General features: G+C 53.3%; 20 protein-coding genes. 12 read left to right on the top strand and 8 right to left on the bottom strand.

Going from position 1 to position 19418, the window contains the following annotated elements; genetic code table 11:
• Positions 1 to 34 precede the first annotated feature (34 nt).
• Positions 35 to 364, bottom strand: a complete 330-nt coding sequence (locus L2712_RS08105) for a DUF3622 domain-containing protein (RefSeq protein ID WP_033538710.1) — start codon at positions 362 to 364, stop codon at positions 35 to 37.
• Between the two features lie 321 nt (positions 365 to 685).
• Between L2712_RS08105 and L2712_RS08100 the strand changes: the two genes are divergently transcribed.
• The gene (locus L2712_RS08100) at positions 686 to 2119 is read left to right on the top strand and encodes a DEAD/DEAH box helicase (protein WP_248977449.1); all 1434 of its coding nucleotides are present in this window, start codon (positions 686 to 688) and stop codon (positions 2117 to 2119) included.
• A 141-nt stretch (positions 2120 to 2260) separates the two neighbouring features.
• Complete coding sequence (locus L2712_RS08095) at positions 2261 to 2698, top strand: GFA family protein (protein WP_248977448.1); 438 nt, start codon at positions 2261 to 2263, stop codon at positions 2696 to 2698.
• A gap of 45 nt (positions 2699 to 2743) precedes the next feature.
• Here L2712_RS08095 and L2712_RS08090 read toward each other — a convergent pair whose 3' ends face one another.
• The 3 genes from L2712_RS08090 to L2712_RS08080 all read right to left on the bottom strand — a co-directional run bounded on the left by L2712_RS08090 (position 2744) and on the right by L2712_RS08080 (position 6716).
• Positions 2744 to 2944 (bottom strand): hypothetical protein, encoded by a 201-nt coding sequence (locus L2712_RS08090; RefSeq protein ID WP_248977447.1) that lies wholly within the window; start codon positions 2942 to 2944, stop codon positions 2744 to 2746.
• A gap of 752 nt (positions 2945 to 3696) precedes the next feature.
• Positions 3697 to 5103 (bottom strand): ATP-dependent RNA helicase DbpA, encoded by a 1407-nt coding sequence (gene dbpA, locus L2712_RS08085; RefSeq protein WP_248977446.1) that lies wholly within the window; start codon positions 5101 to 5103, stop codon positions 3697 to 3699.
• 203 nt (positions 5104 to 5306) lie between these two features.
• Positions 5307 to 6716, bottom strand: a complete 1410-nt coding sequence (locus L2712_RS08080) for an MFS transporter (RefSeq protein ID WP_248977445.1) — start codon at positions 6714 to 6716, stop codon at positions 5307 to 5309.
• Between the two features lie 300 nt (positions 6717 to 7016).
• Between L2712_RS08080 and L2712_RS08075 the strand changes: the two genes are divergently transcribed.
• Positions 7017 to 7328, top strand: a complete 312-nt coding sequence (locus L2712_RS08075) for a hypothetical protein (protein WP_033538715.1) — start codon at positions 7017 to 7019, stop codon at positions 7326 to 7328.
• Here L2712_RS08075 and L2712_RS08070 read toward each other — a convergent pair.
• Entirely contained in the window at positions 7325 to 7525 is a 201-nt protein-coding gene (locus L2712_RS08070; protein WP_033538774.1) for a YheV family putative zinc ribbon protein, read from the bottom strand. The genes L2712_RS08075 and L2712_RS08070 overlap by 4 nt on opposite strands.
• A gap of 174 nt (positions 7526 to 7699) precedes the next feature.
• Between L2712_RS08070 and L2712_RS08065 the strand changes: the two genes are divergently transcribed.
• A complete protein-coding gene (locus tag L2712_RS08065) occupies positions 7700 to 9610 on the top strand; it encodes an ABC transporter ATP-binding protein (protein WP_248977444.1) in 1911 nt (636 codons plus the stop codon).
• Between the two features lie 48 nt (positions 9611 to 9658).
• Entirely contained in the window at positions 9659 to 10114 is a 456-nt protein-coding gene (locus L2712_RS08060; RefSeq protein ID WP_033538717.1) for a TIGR02444 family protein, read from the top strand.
• A 51-nt stretch (positions 10115 to 10165) separates the two neighbouring features.
• On the opposite strand, the gene L2712_RS08055 is transcribed toward L2712_RS08060, so the two are convergent.
• Together L2712_RS08055 and L2712_RS08050 are read right to left on the bottom strand one after the other, a co-directional pair.
• Positions 10166 to 11764, bottom strand: coding sequence for a GMC family oxidoreductase (locus tag L2712_RS08055; RefSeq protein WP_248977443.1), 1599 nt, complete (start codon positions 11762 to 11764; stop codon positions 10166 to 10168).
• Between the two features lie 63 nt (positions 11765 to 11827).
• Positions 11828 to 12334 (bottom strand): twin-arginine translocation signal domain-containing protein, encoded by a 507-nt coding sequence (locus tag L2712_RS08050; protein ID WP_088903791.1) that lies wholly within the window; start codon positions 12332 to 12334, stop codon positions 11828 to 11830.
• A 135-nt stretch (positions 12335 to 12469) separates the two neighbouring features.
• On the opposite strand from L2712_RS08050, the gene L2712_RS08045 reads away from it, so the two are divergent.
• The 3 genes from L2712_RS08045 to L2712_RS08035 all read left to right on the top strand — a co-directional run bounded on the left by L2712_RS08045 (position 12470) and on the right by L2712_RS08035 (position 14671).
• Entirely contained in the window at positions 12470 to 13444 is a 975-nt protein-coding gene (locus L2712_RS08045) for a hydrolase (RefSeq protein WP_248977442.1), read from the top strand.
• The gene (locus L2712_RS08040) at positions 13438 to 13701 is read left to right on the top strand and encodes a YheU family protein (RefSeq protein WP_248977441.1); all 264 of its coding nucleotides are present in this window, start codon (positions 13438 to 13440) and stop codon (positions 13699 to 13701) included. Before L2712_RS08045 ends, L2712_RS08040 begins: the two co-directional genes overlap by 7 nt.
• Before the next feature lie 82 nt (positions 13702 to 13783).
• Positions 13784 to 14671, top strand: coding sequence for a phosphoribulokinase (locus tag L2712_RS08035; RefSeq protein ID WP_033538722.1), 888 nt, complete (start codon positions 13784 to 13786; stop codon positions 14669 to 14671).
• Between the two features lie 353 nt (positions 14672 to 15024).
• Here L2712_RS08035 and L2712_RS08030 read toward each other — a convergent pair whose 3' ends face one another.
• Positions 15025 to 15738 (bottom strand): tetratricopeptide repeat protein, encoded by a 714-nt coding sequence (locus L2712_RS08030; RefSeq protein ID WP_283104802.1) that lies wholly within the window; start codon positions 15736 to 15738, stop codon positions 15025 to 15027.
• A gap of 508 nt (positions 15739 to 16246) precedes the next feature.
• On the opposite strand from L2712_RS08030, the gene crp reads away from it, so the two are divergent.
• The 4 genes from crp to L2712_RS08010 all read left to right on the top strand — a co-directional run bounded on the left by crp (position 16247) and on the right by L2712_RS08010 (position 19414).
• Positions 16247 to 16882, top strand: coding sequence for a cAMP-activated global transcriptional regulator CRP (gene crp, locus L2712_RS08025; RefSeq protein WP_011864391.1), 636 nt, complete (start codon positions 16247 to 16249; stop codon positions 16880 to 16882).
• 81 nt (positions 16883 to 16963) lie between these two features.
• Positions 16964 to 17302 (top strand): PepSY domain-containing protein, encoded by a 339-nt coding sequence (locus L2712_RS08020; protein WP_081953791.1) that lies wholly within the window; start codon positions 16964 to 16966, stop codon positions 17300 to 17302.
• 109 nt (positions 17303 to 17411) lie between these two features.
• Positions 17412 to 18086 carry a response regulator gene (locus tag L2712_RS08015; RefSeq protein ID WP_033538723.1) on the top strand — a complete coding sequence of 225 codons (675 nt, stop codon included), beginning with the start codon at positions 17412 to 17414 and terminating at the stop codon, positions 18084 to 18086.
• Positions 18083 to 19414, top strand: coding sequence for an ATP-binding protein (locus L2712_RS08010; protein WP_248977440.1), 1332 nt, complete (start codon positions 18083 to 18085; stop codon positions 19412 to 19414). The genes L2712_RS08015 and L2712_RS08010 overlap by 4 nt, the downstream gene beginning before the upstream one ends.
• Positions 19415 to 19418: the final 4 nt, after the last annotated feature.

Here is a 19418-nt window from a genome sequence, read left to right as displayed (position 1 = left end):
TTTTTATGGTTCTTCGCATATGTTGTGCGAGCGATTACTCGTCGTCTTCGTCGAACAAGTCGTCATCGCTTTCGCCAGCCGCATCACGCTCGGCGCGCCATTTCTCGGCGGCAGCTTCTTTATCGGCAAGCGCCTGATCACGCTCGGCGCGTTGCTTGGCGCGGCGCTCGTTGCGCACCATCAGGTTTTCAACGATACCTTTTAGGGTCTCATCGCCCCAGGCGGTCGCCTCGGCTTCAGTGGCAAAGCCAGTTTTTGATTTAGTCACCACTGTCTTGCGCGCCGTCATACGACGAGTCACTTCAGCGGTCCAGCTACCTTCGGCTTCGATCACGCGAAGACCGTATTTCTTTTGTTGTGTCATGTTAATTTCCTAATTCGATCTTCGAGTGCAAACTTGCCGCTCATTGAGGGAAACAGTCGATGAATTTATCCACTGTCGTCAGAAAGGCGGCTATTGTAGTCTCCTCTGGATAAAACTCAATCATTAGCGCGCACAATTCGCTAAAAAAGATCCCTCTAACCAGGCGCTAATAAGCATAAAACCTAGCACCAATCCCCGCCCTGGCCCTACGGCGATCAGGCGAATTAAATAGCACTTTAGCCTGTCTTACTGTAAGCTGCACGCCCGCCAGTGCACTTGGCCCCGTATTTTGCTGCCCTTTGTAGCCCAAGAGACCCATCTATGAGTTTTACCTCCCTAGGTTTATCCGCCCCCATTTTAAACGCCGTAACCGAAAAAGGTTATCTGACGCCGTCCCCCATTCAGGCCCAGGCAATACCCGCCGTCTTGTCAGGCAAGGACGTGATGGCCGCCGCGCAAACCGGGACAGGCAAGACCGCAGGCTTTACCCTGCCGTTACTCGAGCTACTAAGCAAGGGACCACGTGCCCGCAGCAAACAGGTACGCGCCCTGGTGCTCACCCCTACTCGCGAATTAGCGGCGCAGATCGCCGAAAGCGTTACCACCTATGGAAAGCATCTGCCTCTTCGCAGCGCCGTAGTGTTTGGCGGTGTCGGCATTGGGCCGCAGATCAGTCAACTTAAGCGCGGCGTCGATATCTTGGTAGCCACGCCAGGTCGTCTGTTGGATCTCTACCAGCAAGATGCCCTTAGCTTTAGCCAGCTGGAGGTCTTAGTCCTGGACGAGGCCGATCGCATGTTGGATATGGGCTTTATTCACGACATTAAGAAGATCCTGGCCATCTTACCGACCAAACGTCAGAACCTGATGTTTTCGGCCACCTTCTCCGATGAGATCCGCACCCTGGCTAAAGGGCTGGTTAATAATCCGGTGGAGATCTCGGTTACGCCACGTAACACCACGGCTAATACGGTACAGCAGCTTATCTGCCCCGTGGATAAGAGTAAGAAGTCGGCGGCCCTTATCGCCCTCATCAAACAGAATAACTGGCAGCAGGTGTTGGTATTTAGCCGCACCAAACATGGCGCCAACCGTCTGGCCAAGACCCTGGACGGCAAAGGGATCACCGCAGCGGCGATCCACGGCAACAAGAGCCAGGGCGCCCGCACTAAGGCGCTGGCCAACTTTAAGAGCGGCGATGTACGCGTACTGGTCGCCACAGATATCGCCGCCCGCGGCCTGGATATCGATCAACTGCCTCAAGTGGTCAACTTCGATCTGCCCAATGTGCCCGAGGATTATGTGCATCGTATCGGCCGTACCGGTCGCGCCGGCGCCGACGGCAAGGCGATCTCTCTGGTCAGCAGCGAAGAAGCTAAGCTACTGGTGGATATCGAGCGTCTGATCGGCAAGCAACTGCCCCGCACCGAGGTAGAGGGCTTTGAGCCGACCCACGAGCTGCCTGAGACCACGCTGACACCTAAGCGCCATGGACAGCACAAGGGACCTCGTAATCCCAAATCAGAGGGCAACCGCAACTCGCGCAGCGGCCAGCCCCAGAAGGCCAACAGGCCCAAGGCAGATAATGAAGGCCAAAGCAAAGGTCGCTCGGGCAGTGGCAAGCCTGCTAGCCAAGGTCAGGCATCTGCAGGTAAGCAACAAAGTGCGGGCCAAGGCAAGAGCGAGCACAGAGACGGTAACGCCCCAGCGCGTCGCAGACGTCGCCGCCCGAGCCAAGCGACTCCTAAAGTCTAAGCTCACAGATAGCGGACATACGACCGCAATTAGCAAAATAAGCCTGTCATTTGACGGGCTTTTTTATTGGTCAGGCACTAGCGTTGACTTAGCTTGGGAATTTACCGACAGTATGGCTTTGGGCATGGAGAGGCGTATGACATGACAACAGGCGAAATAGACCAAGTAGACAAAACAAACACCTTGAGTGGCGGCTGCCTGTGCGGTGCCCTGCGCTACCGGGTATCGGCCGAACCCTTTGACAGCGATTACTGTCACTGCAGCCAATGCCGCAAGAGCACAGGCGCGATGGCCGCCTGCTGGATGGATTTTAAGACCGAGCAGGTCAACTGGCTCAAGGGCACGCCCAAGGAATTCGCCTCATCTGACACCATTCGCCGCGGCTTTTGCGCCCAGTGTGGTACCAGCATCAGCTATCGCAGCCTGGATTACCCAGATTACTACACCCTGAGCATCGCCTCGCTGGATAACCCAAACGCTGTGGCGCCCAGATATCATATTCACACTGATCAGCAGCCAGACTGGCTCACAATAAGCGATGACCTGCCCAGATATCGCCAGAGCCGCACCCAGGGGTAACTCAAGACGGTTATCTTTGAGAGCCTTGTCGGCAGCTTGGCTCATCTATTTCTTTAGTGAACTAGTGCAAATAAAGGTCGGAGTGTCATATATATCAGGACGCATCTCGTAGGGCCGCTCGCCCTGCTCTTGCGCCTCTTCCTTCTCCTTGAGAAAGTCGGTGATGTTAACCAGTTCGGCATTATCGAAACGCTCCCCAAGGGTGAGGCGCTCCTCCTTTGCCGGTATACCTGTGGCGATCACCATGTTATGTCACATATTTGCCTGTTTCTTATAGAAAAATAATAGCTTGTCTTAGGGAGAATTCAGTGCGGTTAAATCGAAGAGACGTTGGATACCGAGTGTAGATACGCCGGTGACCTTCGGTTTCAGGGATGAAACCGCAGAGCGGCCAAGGATGGCGCACAGCGTGTCACAGGCGTATCTGCACAACCCCCGCCGGGCAGGCGTTAGATCGCAATGAAGGTACGACCTTCAACTCATTTATTAAATGAGGATGTCGCCAAATGCTAATTAAGCAAACTATAGAAATGCCAAACCTTCATTCTAAGGCCAACACACTTTAGGGCAAAACCAAATCAGCTTTTTGCCCCCTCTTCACACCGAACACGGCCAAATCGGAGAGACGTTAGATACCGAGTGTAGATACGCCGGTGAGCTTCCGAAACAGGGATGTTTCGGTAGAGCCTATAGGGATATATTCAAACAACATCCTTGTTTAACAGCCAGTTCGGCATCCATGCCTCTCGTTCGTGAACACAAAGCTGCGCTTCACTCACCGTCTCACAGGCGTAGCTTCACATTAAGCCTGCGGCAGGCAATAAGCTTCAATGAGGGTCGACCTTCAAACTCTCTCAACAACTAAACATGCTGCCAAACGGCGCTCAAACAAAGAGATAGGATATCTCGATGAGCAGCCCCGCCAAACACCAGGCAACAAAAAAGGAGCAAACCTCAGTCAGCTCCTTTTCAATCACCGCGCTATATTACGCGATTAATTAATTCAACTCCCACGCCCGGTAACTCTTACCCTTGAGCTTACCTTTGACGATCTTATTGAGCGCCTTGCGCAGCACCTTACGATCCACCGCCACATAGGAGCGAAACTCGGTGATCTTAATCTTACCCACTTCACTGCCCTCGATGCCGTTGTCACCGGTGAGGCAGCCTAAGATATCGCCTGGACGTACCTTCTGCTTCTTACCACCATCGATCTGAATAGTGACCATTCTAGGCTGAGGCGGCAGGGTATTTAACAGACTTTCGTCGGGTAGCTCTTCGCCGTCTATCTCGCGGCCGATAAGGTCCGCCAGTAGTGTTATCTTGTAACCATCTTCGTGATTAAAGAAGGTGTAGGCCGCGCCCTTGCTGCCGGCACGTCCGGTGCGGCCGATGCGGTGAATGTGCACCTCTGTGTCATAGGCCACATGGTAGTTGACCACCATGTCTAAGGCGTCGATATCCAGGCCGCGAGCGGCTACGTCGGTCGCCACCATGATGTTGGCACTCTTGTTGGCAAACTTGAGCAGCATCTGGTCGCGATCCCGCTGCTCCAGATCGCCGTGCAGTGACACCACACTAAAACCGGCGTTAATTAATTTCGCCGCCACATCTTTGGTTTCACGCTTGGTATTACAGAAGACCACGGCGCTCTCGGGGCGATGAGCCAACAGCAGAAGCTGCAGCGCCTTCATGCGCTCATTGTTGTTGCCACACTCGTAGAAGTGCTGCTTTATGCTCTCGCTGTCATGCTGGGCCTCGACCTTCACCATGAGGGGGTCGATCATGATCTGCTCGCTAAGCCCTTGGATTTGCTCGGGGAAGGTGGCGCTAAACAGCAGGGTTTGTCGCTCGCGCGGCACCGACTGCATGATGGCATCCAGCTCGCGCTGAAAACCCATCTCCAGCATACGATCCGCCTCGTCGAGCACCAACATGTTGACGTTGTCGAGATCTAAACGACCTCTGTCTAAGTGATCGATAATGCGTCCCGGTGTACCGACAATGATGTGGGCCCCATGTTCCAGCGAGCCAATCTGCGGCCCCATAGGCACACCACCACACAGGGTGAGGATTTTAATGTTATGAATACCGCGCGCCAGGGTGCGCAGCTCTGCCGCTACCTGATCTGCCAGCTCACGGGTAGGACACATCACCAGAGACTGAATACGAAAACGCTTCACATCCAGACGGTTAAGCAGCCCTAAACCAAAGGCGGCCGTCTTACCCGAACCCGTCTTACCCTGACCTATGACATCCTGTCCATTGAGAATGGCAGGCAGACTCTGGGCCTGAATAGGCGTCATCTGATGAAAGCCTATGGATTGCAGGGTCTCAAGCAAAGCGGGTTTTAGCGGCAGGCTATCAAAAGCCCCGCTTGGCGTAGTAGCGTCAGATTGACTCACGGTAATGTCCTAATGATGTGTCTCGATGAGACTCGGCGGTCTCAAACACAAGTAATGCAAATAATAGATGGCCGCAGCCGTTGAGTCGGATCAAGGGCATGCGTGAATATGGCGGCGATTATAGCAGCAAATACTCACCAATGCTGCCTATTGGAAGGGAATTTAATCAAAGCCGCCGCGAACCGTCGCGGCGGCTATCCTGCTTACGCGGTGGCCAGTTCTGCGTCTGTGTCAGTCTTGGCATCGATACGCTTGATCACGGCGCCATAAACGATCAGAGAAACCGCCGAGATACTGGCGATAGCGGCAAACACATACCAGATGTAGTGGGCGTGAGACGAAGCCTCAACCCAGGCGGCATGGTCGCTAAAGTTGCGTGGATCTGGGCAGTAGGCTTCCAGCAGGTATCCCGACAGACCAAAGCCCAGCAGCGAGCTAATGAAGGAGTGCAGGTGCGAGAAGCCCAAATAGAGCCCCTCTTCGCCTTTAGGCGCCTGCAACGAGAAGTACTCCAGGAAGCGCGGCGAGATAAAACACTCGGCCAAACCCTGAAACACGATGCCGACAATCATCATAGCCGCGATAGGGTGCATGCCTAAGATGGTCTCAGTACCGGCAAACATATTGCCCGATGCCATCAATAGTGCAGACACAGGCATGATAAACATCCCCACTGTCATAGAGGTCAGCGCGCTGCGCTTAGCCATCATACCCGTGACTAGGCTGACGCAGAGGAACACCACCAGCGGGTTAACGTTGGCGTACCAAGAAGGTGATGAGCCCTCACCGGCCATACGCAGCACATATTTTGGCATGGTGGCGTAGAGCTGATGCTGCACCATCCAGAAACCTGTGATGATCAGAATCAGCGCAATTAGACGCCCATTGGCGAGTACCTTAAGCAGCGCCTGCCAGATCTCACCCAGGCTCTTGCCCGAGCGATTCTCCTCAGTGCTCTTGAAGAACAAGAAGATACTGAAGAAGGCGATCAGCGTCATAGAGGCAGCGAAATAGTTAAGGTTAATCAGACCCAGATCGCCCATGGATTCACGCAGTGGCTTCACCACTGTCTTACCCGAGAAGGCGCCGATATTAACCATCATGTAGAAGATCGAGAAACCTTTGGCGCGGGTCTCTGTTGTGGTAGACAGCGCCACGGTACCTGTAATCACCGCCTTGATAAAGGAGCCACCTATCATGATGACGATAAGGATAGGCACAATTGCCCAGCGGATATCTGCCTCTCTCAAGCCGTGATAAACCGTCTCCTTGCCATACTCCACCAGCCCCTGAGATTCGATCAGCGCTGGGAATATCGCCAGCGACGCATAGCCTATGGTTAACAGGCCAAACGCCAACAGCAGGGCGCCGCGAAAGCCAATCTTATCGGCTAATGCACCACTAAAGGTAGGTAAAAAGTAGAGACCCGCGGAGAATGAACCCGCTAGCCAGGCGGCTTCGACATCGCTAAAGCCAAGGATGCGTGACAGATAGAGGGTGATAACGATAAACACCCCATAATATGCCGCTCGTTCGAGCAGCTCGACACCGTTGGCGATCCAGAAAATTCTAGGAAAGCGCGGCGCCGCAGTGGACGTAGCTTTATTATTCATTTTTAGTCTTCCAGGCGAAAAAACACCTCAAACTACCCTGAGGCGAGCAAGGACGCAACCTTAGCGTCATGATAGGGATCAATTTTTACAAAAAGAAGCCAACAAACTGACCAAAAGACCATAACAAACGCCACCCAATGGGGACTGAGGGTACGGAGGCAACCCTCAATGGCTGGTGCCAGGCTGTCATTCTTGTTGCCTGAGATGATGAGGCGCTAGCTCGGCACCATCGCATCAATAGCGCTTTATCGCTATCATGTATCCAACGAAATGCCCACTTACAGCAGACATTTGAGAAAAATGAGCACAACGAACATCAGCAAACAGCAACTTATCGATCAACTCACGGCATGGCAGCAGGCCAAGATAGACAATGAACAGTTACAAGACTGGATGGTGACCCATTATGATCCCGACGAGGTCAGCATAGGCCAGGGGGAGTGCGAATGGACGGTAGAGGCGATGAATATCGTGATGAACGAATATGAGATAGCCAAAACAGAGAAGTTCAGACAGGAAAACGCCCAGCTGGCGATCGACTTCGTTCTTGCCGATGAGGCGCGCTTTAACCAGACGCGCCACCTGTTTCTACAACAGGGCTTTCACGACTAGGGTTTAAACACGCCTATTACATCTCCGGTGGCCTGCTTGGCCACCTCGGCCTCGGCCTGCTGCTCACGGTAATCGCACTCGACGCACTCAACCGTCTCGACACCCTGCTCCTTAAACAGCACTATGCTGTCCTGAGCCTGACACTTGGGGCACTTGGCACCGGCAACGAAACGTTTCTTGACTCTCACTTTACTCACGCTTGACTCAACCTGTGGTGATGATAACTCTGACGATAGGGACATTTTGCCATAAGCAAGCGTAAAACACCCTATCGGATTCAAAATCTCCCCGCTAAAGAGTGGTAAGCAACACCCCAACTGGGCTATCATCCCAAGCTTATTAATCCTTAGCTATGCATCAAGTCGACCTCAATGATCACCATTTCCCAAGCGCAACTTATTCGCGGCTCCAAGACCCTATTGGATGAAGCCTCTCTGACCGTCTACCCCGGCCACAAAGTGGGCTTGGTGGGTGCCAATGGCACGGGCAAATCATCTCTGCTTGCGTTGTTCATGGGGCAGCTTAGTCTGGATAAGGGCGAGATCAGCGTGCCATCGGGCTGGCAAATAGCCACTGTTGCGCAGGAGACCCCGGCATTAGATGTCAGCGCCCTGGAATATGTGATTGACGGCGACAGAGAATATCGCGAGCTGGAACAAGCCCTGAACAAGGCCCAGCTTGAGGATAACGGCCACCAAATCGCCCTGCTCCACGGCAAGATAGACGCCATTGGCGGCTACAGCATACAGTCACGCGCCGCCAGCCTGCTGGCCGGTCTGGGCTTTAGTGAAGCCGAGCAGGGTAATCCGGTGAAGAGCTTCTCAGGGGGCTGGCGCATGCGCCTCAACCTGGCTCAGGCACTGCTATGCCGCTCTGACCTCTTGCTACTGGACGAACCGACCAACCACCTCGACTTAGATACCATGTACTGGCTGGAAAGCTGGATCAAGGCCTACCAGGGCACGCTGGTCCTCATTAGCCACGACAGAGACTTTATCGACGCCATCGTCGACGAGATAGTCCATGTTGAGCACCATAAGCTCAACTTCTACAAGGGCAACTACACTTCCTTCGAGCGGATCCGCGCCGAGCGCATGGCTCAGCAACAGGTCGCCTTTGAGCGCCAACAGAAAGAGCGTGCCCATATACAATCTTTCGTCGACCGTTTCCGTTACAAGGCCAGCAAGGCCAAACAGGCCCAGAGCCGCCTTAAGGCGCTGGAGCGGATGACAGAGCTGCTGCCGTCTAAGGCCGACAGCCCTTTCTATATGTCATTTCGCGCCCCCGATGCCCTGCCGAATCCTTTGGTGAAGATGGAGCAAGTCTCGGTCGGCTATGGCGACACGCCAATCCTAAACCATGTGCACCTCAACCTGGTGCCCGGCGCCCGTATCGGCCTGCTGGGACGCAATGGCGCAGGTAAGTCGACGCTGATTAAGCTACTGGCGGAGCAGCTCAAGCCCATGAGCGGCATTTACGAAACCAACCCAGGCCTCAATATCGGCTACTTCGCCCAGCATCAGCTGGAATTTCTGCGCCTGGATGAGTCGCCACTGCAGCACCTGACGCGACTCGCCCCCACACACAGAGAACAGGAGCTGAGAGACTTCCTCGGCGGTTATGGCTTTAACGGCGATATGGCGCTCTCGCCGGTTCGTCCCTTCTCCGGCGGCGAAAAGGCCCGTCTGGTGCTGGCGCTGCTGGTGTGGCAACGTCCTAACCTGCTGCTACTCGATGAGCCCACCAACCACTTGGATCTCGAGATGCGTCACGCCCTGACCATGGCCCTGCAATCCTTCGAAGGTGCCATGATCATCGTATCCCACGATAGACACTTGCTGCGCCTGAGCTGCAGTGACTACTACCTGGTGGATGGCGGCGAGGTGAAGAGCTTCGATGGCGATCTCGATGACTACCATCAATGGTTGCTGGACGCCGCCAAAGAGGCCAATAAACCGGCCGCCTCACTTGAGGCCACGCCGGCTCAGGACAAGAAGCTGCAGAAACGCCTGGAAGCCGAGCTGAGACAGAAGCTGTCACCGCTGAAAAAATCTCAAGCCAAGCTGGAGAAGGTACAGCAAGAGTGCAGCGACAAGCTGGCCGAGCTGGAAAACCTGCTGGCCGATACCAGCCTTTATGAGGCCGACAACAAGGCCAAACTGACCCAGATACTGGCCGAGCGTACCGAGCACACTCAGACACTGGAGGCCAGTGAGATGGAGTGGCTCGAACTGCAAGAGACCATCGAAGCCATAGAACAAGAAGCCAAGGCGCTGGGCTAACCCCCAACGCTAAGGTCAACACTCAGGCCGACACAACAAGGATGAACCATGAGCCATGTTAATCATTTCGACGCCTCCCTTTGGCAGACCTGTGACCGCCTCTATGAGAAGGGGCAACTGCTCTATCTCAAGTTGCAGGATGATTATGGCCTCAACGTCAACCTATTGCTGCTGGCTCAGTGGCTCGACGAGCAACACTATTACCTGAGCGATCAAGACTGGCAAGAGTTAGCCGACCAGGTGGCAGCTTGGGAAGAGAAGGTACTCAAGCCCTACCGCAGGCTGAGAAAGCTAAGCAAACACAATCTGGCTAAGGCAGAGTATCAACAGATGCTAGAGGTTGAGTTGATGCTGGAGCGCAAGTCACAGGCGATGATACTCCTCCAGCTCAGACAGCTGGCAAACGAGCAGCGCAGCGCCAACCTACCCCGCTATCTCGCCCTCTATCAGATAGATTTGAAGCAGTATCAGCAATTGGCACAGACCCTAACGCCAATTAACTAAAAATTCATTGGACCAAGAATTCACTGGACTAAGGATTCACTAGACTAAGAATTAACTGGCGGTCGCTCCCGTCAGCTCACTGGCCAACAGGCTGGCATTACGGGCGGTGATCCCATAGATAGAAAGCTGTGGGTTGGCCCCCAGGCTAGTGGGAAACAGCGAACCGTCCATCACAGATAGATTCTCCAGATAGTGACTACGCCCTCGGCTATCGACCATCGCGAGCATCTTATCTTCGCCCATAGGGCAGCCCCCCATCACATGAGCAGAGGCCACCACAGTCTTAAGTGGAGCCAGTGCCATCTCGGCAATCGCCTCCTTGGCCGCCTGCCAGTTCGGCAGATAAGGCATACCTTCACTCATGGGCAATACCTTCTGCGCCCCAGCGGCAAACTGTAGCTCAGCCATACTGGCAAAGGCGCGCCGCGCAGCACGCCAGAAGGCGTCAGTCAGCGGGTAGTCCAAGGTATAGCCCTTGTCGGTCAGCATCACCTGACCGCCTGGGCTGTCGGCGTGGTAACCATCGCGGATCAAGGCGATGGTTATCTGTAACTGATTAAACTGCGCCATCAGCTCCGCATGACTCAGGCCATAGCCCAGGGACTTAGAGGCGATCAACACGGGATGAATCGGCGGCACTTCCAGCTTATAGCCCAGCTCACCGTCGGCGCCATCTTGCCAGACAAACTGATCCGAATAGATGGACTGAGGCGCGCCGCTATGACCATTGATGGCATCGTTAAATAGGGCGCCGCTGAGCACGGTCGGGTGAAGGAAAGTCCGCTTGCCCAAGATCTGCTGTGGATCGGCGAGGCCAGAGCGCATCATCAGCGCAGGCGTGTGGATGGCGCCGCCGCTCAAGATATAGTGCTTAGCCTTAAACATCAGTTGTACGCCGCTAGGGCGCAGTGACTCGTTCAGCGCCTGGGCCTTGAGGGCATACACCTTGTCGTTGTGATGCTCTATCTTATGCACCTTGGCACGACTGACTAAGGTGGCACCACGGTCCAGTGCCGCGGGAATGGTGGTGATCAACATCGACTGCTTGGCATTAACCGGACAGCCCATGCCGCAATAGCCGGTATTCCAGCAGCCAGCCACATTACGCTTAATGACAGTGTATTCCCAACCGAGTGCCTCACAACCTTGCTTGAGCGCCATGTTGTTGCGATTAGGCTCAAAAGGCCACTCAGTGATATTGAGCCGCTGCTCCATCTTATCGAACCAGGGCGCCAACTCCTCTTTGGAGAAACCTGTCACCGACTTGTGCTCAGCCCAAAACGCCAAGGCATTCTCTGGGGTGCGGATCGAGGTGGTCCAGTTAATGGTGGTAGAGCCCCCTACCGCCCGGCCCTGAAAGATGCCGATCGCCTTGTCTTTGGTCTTCATCGACGCGGCCTGCTGGTAGAGATTGGGGTAAGCGCGGCGCTCCTCCATATTGAAGCTTTGCGACGATTTCAGTGGCCCGCCTTCGACAATAATCACAGTAAGGCCCGCCTCGGTCAGTATCTCGGCCGCCACGCCGCCACCGGCGCCGCTACCGACGATGACAACATCGGCCTCCAAGGTGCTGTTTTCGGTGAGCTGGCTGGCATCAATATGCTGCCAACCTCTGGCTAAGCCGCTTACTATGGGATCTTCAATGGCCAATGTTGCTCCTTTGCCCTGAGATTAAGGGCTTATTCTTTTGCGCTAACTATATGAAATTGTTCGTTACCCAAACAAACTGGGCTTCTCGTAATTTAAGCGTTTCCAATGTTCGGGGCAGCTATAATAGCTGGCCATCACTAACTCCCTCAGCCCCTGATAGGCGGTAACCATAAGGTCGAGAAAACTGGTTCGCCAGGCCTCTAACATGGCCACCAATTCTTGAGGCTGCCTCATCAGCAGTGGGGTCATATTCCCCGTAAGCAGCAAAAGCCCCAGGCGCGATTCCAGCAGCTCTAAAAGTTGTTCAAGTTCATCGCGGGAGTCATCGGGCAAGAGATCCATGGTTGCCACTATGGCATCTAGGGTGCGATTTTGCGCCGCTACCCGTAGCGACTGGGTATCGGGTAAGGCGCCATCGAGAAACACGGGCACCAGAAGGCTGAAGAGCAGTCGGTGGGATTGATCCAAGGAGGCACTCACTCTCACCTGCGGAGGATGATATAGGTTCACCCCCAGGGCTAAGGCGCCTGTGCCCACCAGGGCCGTGGTCAGAAAGGTGCGTCGGTTCATCTTATTCCCTGTGCTCTGTCATTGACGATATCCTATGAGCCGTCCTTAGGGAGCAAGGGCGCGCTCTAAACTATGTTACACTAGCCACACATCTAGTAATTAAACATACGTTTTAATTTTCGGCAATAGCGATTTATGACCCAGCGTACCTTTACGCCCCCCTGGTGGGCAAGAAATCCTCATGTGCAAACCATCTTGCCCGTTCTGAGAAAAGTGGATAAACCCAGCTTAACCCGTCAACGGCTGGAGCTGGATGATGGCGACTTTATCGATCTCGACTGGTTAGCCAAACCCGCCCCTAGTGAGCCCATAGTGGTGATAGTTCACGGACTCGAAGGCAGCGCCGATTCACACTACGCCAGACGCCTGTTAAGCCGACTAAGTCAGGATGGTGTCAGCGCCTTGGTGCATCATCACCGCAGCTGCTCCGGGGTCACTAATCGCCTCGCCCGCAGCTATCACAGCGGCGATACGCAAGATCTACACACCACACTGAGCATGCTAAAACGAGACTATCCCAACTCACCACTACTGGCGGTGGGTTACAGCCTGGGCGGTAACGTGCTGGCCAAGTATCAGGGCGAACAAGGTGCCGACAGTCTGGTAGAGCGCGCCGTGGTGATCTCGGCGCCGCTGCAGCTGGGCGCCTGTGCCACCCGGCTTAAACGTGGTTTTTCTAAGGTATATCAAAGCTATCTCATCAAACAGCTACAGCAGAAGGTTCGCGACAAGTTGGCCTTAGAGACACTGAGCGCTCAGATGCCGGTCACCCCTGCCGAAGTCGACAGCCTGGCCACCTTTCATCTTTTCGACGACAGGATCACGGCGCCGCTGCACGGCTTTACCGGCGTAGAAGACTATTACCACAGAGCCAGCGGCCTGCCCTACCTAAGCCAGGTGGCTAAGCCGACTTTAGTGATCCACGCCAAGGACGATCCCTTCATGACAGATGAAGTGATCCCTAGCCAAGAGGCCTTGTCGCCTCAGGTTACCTATGAGCTACATCAGCAAGGGGGTCATGTGGGCTTTATCGACGGTGGTCATCCGCTCAAACCCAGGTTTTATCTGGAACAACGTATAGTTAACTTTCTCTTGGAGGCAGCATGTTAGTCCCCTATGAGGCGCTTTTGCAGCTCCCCGGCGACACCCTGGATAATCTGATCAAGGAGTTCCTCTTCGCGCAGACCGAAGATGGCAGTTTCGCCAGCCTGGATGACGCGGCGTTGACCCATGCCATCAAGCAGTGTCGTCAGGCACTGGCCCGCAATGAACTCGTTGTGGAGTACAGTGAAGAGGATGAATCTATCGCCATTCGTCACAGACAAAATACCCTGGCGTCATCGGGGCGAAATGATGACCCTTATTGACCTTTAGGTTCTCCGTGCCGTATAACTATTGATTCACAAATGCTTTTGAAAAGGCGTGTCTTTAGCGCTTTTAGGTAGGAACATGTCAGCCAAACACCCAATTATTGCCGTCACCGGCTCCTCTGGAGCAGGTACCACTACGACCACGACGGCATTCAGTCATATCTTTCGTCAGCTGGGGATCAACGCCGCGATGATAGAGGGCGACAGCTTTCACCACTACACGCGTCCCGAGATGGAGCTAAAGATCCGCCAGGCGCAAAATGAAAACCGCAATATCAGTTATTTCGGCCCAGAGGCCAACGACTTTGCCAGGCTCGCACAGTGCTTTAGCGATTACAGTGCCACCGGCCAGGGCGAAACCCGCTCCTATCTTCACACCTTCGATGAGGCGGTGCCCTTTAACCAGATGCCTGGCACCTTTACTCAATGGCGCCCACTGCCGGAAAATACCGACATGCTCTATTACGAAGGGTTACATGGGGGCGTAGTGACCGAAGATTGCGATGTGGCTCAGCATGTGGATCTCCTCATTGGCATGGTGCCAATTGTTAACCTGGAGTGGATTCAGAAGATCATTCGTGACACTTCAGACAGAGGACACAGCCGCGAAAAGGTGATGGGATCTATCGTGCGCAGCATGGAAGATTACATCAATCATATGACGCCGCAGTTCTCTCGTACCCATATCAACTTCCAGCGGGTGCCCACGGTCGATACCTCTAACCCCTTTAGTGCCAAGACTATCCCCAGCCTGGATGAAAGCTTCGTGGTGATCCGTTTTCGCGGCATCAAGAATGTCGATTTCCCTTACTACCTGAAGATGATCGACGGCTCCTTTATGTCGCGCATCAACACTCTTGTGGTGCCTGGTGGCAAGATGTCGCTGGCGATGGAACTGATCCTGACGCCCTTGATCCGCGATCTCATGGAGAAGCGTCAGCACCTTTTGGATCTCGATAACGAGTAATATTTCGGCAAATAGGTGAAGTTCAGCGAGAGTGAGTTTCACTTAAGCTTTATTTAAGTCAGCTCACATAGAATGTTTGCTATCGGGATTTCAGGCGAAAGACTGATAGTTAGTATACTCTTGGGAGTGAATTCCCCCATCTTGATCTGTTTGCTTCCTTGAGTATGCTAGCGTCCCGACACTCTTCCAGCGATACCACTCCCAAGCTAAATTATCTGACTCTTCTCCCTTGATATTCAGCGTTTCCGCTAAATGAGCAATGATTTCCCTAGCCGTTGCCCAGCGACAGGCATAAAAAAACGCCAACTTGCGTCGGCGTTTACGGCGAGATCTTTACAGCGAGAACACACTCATTACTGCGACAGTGGCACCACTTCACGGTAAGGTTTTTGCTGACGATAGTTTTCCAGTCTTAACTCAAACTCATCTGACTTATCATACTCTGCCGTCTGCTTGAGCGCCTTTATCGCTTGCTTTTGCAAGTCGACCGCCGAGCTGTAGTCACCAATTTCGGCATAGGCAGCGGCTAGGTTATCCAGATTGGTGGGGTCTTGACTGTTCGCCGCGACCAAGCCCTTACCGATTGCCAGCGCTTTTCCACCATCACGGTACTTGGCCTCGGGACAGGTAGAGAGAATCCACACCACATTGCCCAATGAGATCTCATCGCCCACCGCCAGGAAGTGGTCCACTGCCTTACCGCAATTGCGTGTCACGCCGTGACCACCGGCGGCATAGATGAACCCCAAACGAAACTGAGCCCACTTGTCATTCTCACTGGCAAGGCTTAGATACCATCGCTCGGCCAAGGCAAGATCCCGCGGGATGATCTTACCGTCAAAGGCCAGATCCGCTATGGTCTGAGCCGCCTTCTTGTGACCAATTTCGGCAGCGCGTTCAACCCAAGTGGCACCTAACTGCGGATTGGGATCGACGAAACGACCAGAGAGATACATAAGGCCGAGCAGAAACTGGGCCTCAGACTCTCCTTGAGTCGCCTTAAGTTGAATATGGGCTAACTTACTGGCGGGCTCTGCCGCGGCGGTTGCGGGAATTGAAAACGCCATGGCTTGCTGATGCAAGGCAAACAGGGCGAACAGACCGGTAGCCAGTTTCCAAACATGCTTTGTCACGATTCAAGACTCTCCTTCACCAGTTCGTGTTATCAGCTAACAGACACGAAATAGCCACAACGTTAAGGTTCCTCTGTCCAAGGATTTACAGGGACGCAGAGGCTAACACTACCAATAATCTCCCGGTTAAGTCGAGTAAAAACCGCATTTTAATGCATGAAAATCACTAGCTTTATCTCCTGAAAGCACAGCAAGATCTTAGACAGATGTGATATGGGCAGCATTGTCAGCCAAATAAACAGGGCACCGTACGGTATTAGTTGACATATATTACTAATGTATCAAAATAAACTCCCACTATTGAGAGCAAGTTAAATTACGTTACCCGCTGCATACTTATTGCAATAATTTGATCTCTGACGAGGTTTTTGGGGTCTAATTGACGTAGTCTGCTTATTTAGCATATTCTTGTATTTACATTAATCAGTCGAGGAACACAGGCATGGCTCTGATTGGTAAGCCTAAACCGGATCCAACATTGGAATGGTTTTTATCACACTGTCACATTCATAAATACCCAGCCAAAAGCACTCTGATCCATGCAGGTGAAGACTCCGATACTCTGTATTACATAGTAAAAGGTTCTGTCGCCGTCTTGATTAAAGATGAAGAAGGCAAAGAGATGATCCTCTCTTACCTAAACCAAGGTGACTTCATCGGTGAATTAGGTCTGTTCGAAGAGCAAGCTGAGCGTACCGCTTGGGTTCGCGCTAAACAAGCCTGTGAAATTGCCGAGATCTCTTACAAGAAATTTAAGCAGCTGATCCAGGTAAACCCTGAGATCCTGATGAAGCTCTCTTCTCAGATGGCTTACCGTCTGCAAAGCACCAGCCAGAAAGTAGGTGACCTTGCATTCCTAGACGTTGCTGGTCGCATCGCGCAGACACTACTGCACCTAGCGAAGCAACCCGATGCCATGACTCACCCTGATGGTATGCAGATCAAGATCACTCGCCAAGAAATTGGTCAGATCGTTGGCTGTTCACGCGAAACTGTGGGTCGTATCCTCAAGATGCTTGAAGAGCAGAACTTGATCCAAGCCCACGGCAAAACTATCGTGGTTTATGGCACCCGCTAAGCTAACGTTAAGTTAGATTTAATAGATCTTAGTTAAAGTGGTCTGACTCCTTGTCAGGCCATTTTTTTTAGGACAGCATCAGTGAAACCGACAGCCGTAGCCAGCACACTCATGCTTATCGTCAGCTCACTGTTAAGCCCTGCCGTACACGCTGCCATCGAACTGGAACACAACCAGGCCAAACAACTGGTCAGCGAAGGTAAAATTCTCTCTCTCGATCTCACCCTCAGCCAGGTACAGGCCTACTGTGATGGCAAACTGGTCGACGCCCACCTGTTCCATGCCCAGGGCAGATGGCAATATGATCTGCAGATCAAATCCGCAAACGGTGAACTCATCTCCCTCGATATTGACGCTACCACGGGCCAACATCAGACGGGTAAGCCCCTGCCAGACGCCTGCGTACCGCACAAAAACTAGCGCTGAAATATCCGCTTAAGACGAAAAAGTGTATTATCAATCGAGGCGTCCGATTTAAAGCGCCTCAAGAACTAGATTCAGTGCGACAACGCTAAGGTAGAAAGAAACGATGAAATTGCTGCTGGTTGAAGACAACACCCTACTGGTCGAAGAGCTTGCCAAACAGCTGAAACAGGCTGGTTATGTTACCGATGTCACCGATAGAGCCGCCGAAGCCGACTACCTCATCAAAGAGACCCACTACGACTGCGTCATCCTGGATATCGGCCTGCCCGATGGCAATGGTTTGCAGCTATTGGAAACCTGGCGCAACCAAGGCATTAACACGCCAGTGATCATGCTCACCGCCCGCAGCCAATGGCATGAGAAGGTCGAAGGCTTTAACGCTGGGGCCGACGATTATCTGGGTAAACCCTTCCACAGCCAGGAGCTGCTGGCGCGTATTCATGCGCTGATCAACCGCGCCCATGGCAAGACCAACACCGCCACCAAGGAGCTGAGCTTCGAAGGCGTGACCTTAGATGAAGGGCAGCAGAGTGTCACCGTAGGCGAGCAACATTTTGAACTCACCGCCATGGAGTTTCGCCTGCTGAAGATCTTCCTGATGTCACCCAAGAAACTGCTCTCCAAGGCCCAGCTGACCGACAAGCTGTACCAATTTGACGACGAGAAAGAGAGTAACGTGGTCGAGGTCTATGTGACCCACCTACGTAAGAAGCTAGGCAAAACGGCCATCGAGACTCGCCGTGGACAGGGTTATATTTTCCATGGCCTGAAACCATGATATCAATCCGCACTAAGCTCAGCCTCTGGCTGTCAGCCTTAGTCATCATCTCCACCTTCGTGGCGATCGTTATCTTCGAGTCCATGTTACGCCAGGCGTTTCATGACTCGATTATCGATCGTCTTGAAGAAGACTTAGAACAAGTATTACTGGCGATACAGCTCGATAACGGCGATATCAGCATTGACCCCAGCCAGGTCTCTAACTTCTATAAGCCCGTCTATTCCGGGCGTTATTACCAGCTCAATCTAAAAGATATCGAACTCAGGTCCCGCTCCTTATGGGATCAGCGTCTAGAGATACAACCGCTGCCCAAGGGACAGACACGTGTCTGGCAAACTAAGGGGCCGCAAAACCATGATATCCAGCTACTGTCGCTAGGACTTAGCAGTGCCGACGCCAAGGTACAGGCAACGCTCACGGTCGCCCAGGATCTCAGTATCGGTCGTCAGGTATTTTCCCAGGTGTATGGCACTAAGCTGTCGGTCAACCTCGCCATGTTACTGGCCATGGTGGCGGGGATCTTTATTCTGCTAAGACAATCCTTCAAACCGATCAACGACATGCAGCAGGCTCTGATGAAACTCAGAGAGGGCGAGATCACGGCGCTTGAGGTCAATAAGATCCCACCTGAACTGGCTCCCCTGGCGCAGACCTACAACGAATTGTTGCAGTATTCGAGCAAGCAGATGGAGCGCAGCCGCAATAATCTGGGCAACCTCAGTCATGGCCTTAAGACGCCGCTGGCGGTGATGCAGCAACAGGTGGAAGTCTTGGGGCTGAAAGATCCCGAGACCGCCAGCGCCATGCAGAATCAACTGGATCAGATCCACAAGATGATAGAGCGTAAGCTGGCGGCGGCGAGGATCACCGGCGACATGCTACCCGCGGCGCAGATGCAACTGCCTAAAGATCTGCAGGATCTTACGCAGACCCTCACCAAGGTCCACGGTCACAAGAGCATTGAGTGCCACTTCAATCTGCCCGACCAACTCTGTCGCCTGCCCATTCACCGTGAAGACGGTATGGAGCTTATCGGTAACCTGCTGGATAACGCCTTCAAGTGGGCCAATCAAGAGGTTACAGTCTCGGCGAAATTAACCAAGGAGCAGATACTGCTCACCATAGAAGATGATGGCCCGGGTGTGGCTGACGATGCGCTTTGCCAGCTAACCCAACGAGGCAAGCGCCTGGATGAGGGCATTATGGGCCATGGGCTCGGCCTCTCCATCGTCAAAGACATTGCCGAGCAGTACGAGATAAGCCTGAACTTCGAGCATAGCCAACAACTCGGCGGCTTGAAGATCACCTTAGGCTTCAATGCCTAACATT

Origin of the sequence: Shewanella marisflavi (genome assembly GCF_023283925.1) — a bacterium.
In the GTDB taxonomy this organism is placed as follows: Bacteria; Pseudomonadota; Gammaproteobacteria; order Enterobacterales; family Shewanellaceae; genus Shewanella; species Shewanella marisflavi.
This window is presented reverse-complemented; position numbering and strand designations above follow the sequence as displayed.

Coding starts and splice junctions, on each gene's coding strand:
- L2712_RS08105 (WP_033538710.1), bottom strand. CDS start 364: ATGACACAACAAAAGAAATACGGTCTTCGCGTGATCGAAGCCGAAGGT.
- L2712_RS08100 (WP_248977449.1), top strand. CDS start 686: ATGAGTTTTACCTCCCTAGGTTTATCCGCCCCCATTTTAAACGCCGTA.
- L2712_RS08095 (WP_248977448.1), top strand. CDS start 2,261: ATGACAACAGGCGAAATAGACCAAGTAGACAAAACAAACACCTTGAGT.
- L2712_RS08090 (WP_248977447.1), bottom strand. CDS start 2,944: ATGGTGATCGCCACAGGTATACCGGCAAAGGAGGAGCGCCTCACCCTT.
- L2712_RS08080 (WP_248977445.1), bottom strand. CDS start 6,716: ATGAATAATAAAGCTACGTCCACTGCGGCGCCGCGCTTTCCTAGAATT.
- L2712_RS08075 (WP_033538715.1), top strand. CDS start 7,017: ATGAGCACAACGAACATCAGCAAACAGCAACTTATCGATCAACTCACG.
- L2712_RS08065 (WP_248977444.1), top strand. CDS start 7,700: ATGATCACCATTTCCCAAGCGCAACTTATTCGCGGCTCCAAGACCCTA.
- L2712_RS08060 (WP_033538717.1), top strand. CDS start 9,659: ATGAGCCATGTTAATCATTTCGACGCCTCCCTTTGGCAGACCTGTGAC.
- L2712_RS08050 (WP_088903791.1), bottom strand. CDS start 12,334: ATGAACCGACGCACCTTTCTGACCACGGCCCTGGTGGGCACAGGCGCC.
- L2712_RS08045 (WP_248977442.1), top strand. CDS start 12,470: ATGACCCAGCGTACCTTTACGCCCCCCTGGTGGGCAAGAAATCCTCAT.
- L2712_RS08040 (WP_248977441.1), top strand. CDS start 13,438: ATGTTAGTCCCCTATGAGGCGCTTTTGCAGCTCCCCGGCGACACCCTG.
- L2712_RS08035 (WP_033538722.1), top strand. CDS start 13,784: ATGTCAGCCAAACACCCAATTATTGCCGTCACCGGCTCCTCTGGAGCA.
- L2712_RS08030 (WP_283104802.1), bottom strand. CDS start 15,738: ATGGCGTTTTCAATTCCCGCAACCGCCGCGGCAGAGCCCGCCAGTAAG.
- crp (WP_011864391.1), top strand. CDS start 16,247: ATGGCTCTGATTGGTAAGCCTAAACCGGATCCAACATTGGAATGGTTT.
- L2712_RS08015 (WP_033538723.1), top strand. CDS start 17,412: ATGAAATTGCTGCTGGTTGAAGACAACACCCTACTGGTCGAAGAGCTT.
- L2712_RS08010 (WP_248977440.1), top strand. CDS start 18,083: ATGATATCAATCCGCACTAAGCTCAGCCTCTGGCTGTCAGCCTTAGTC.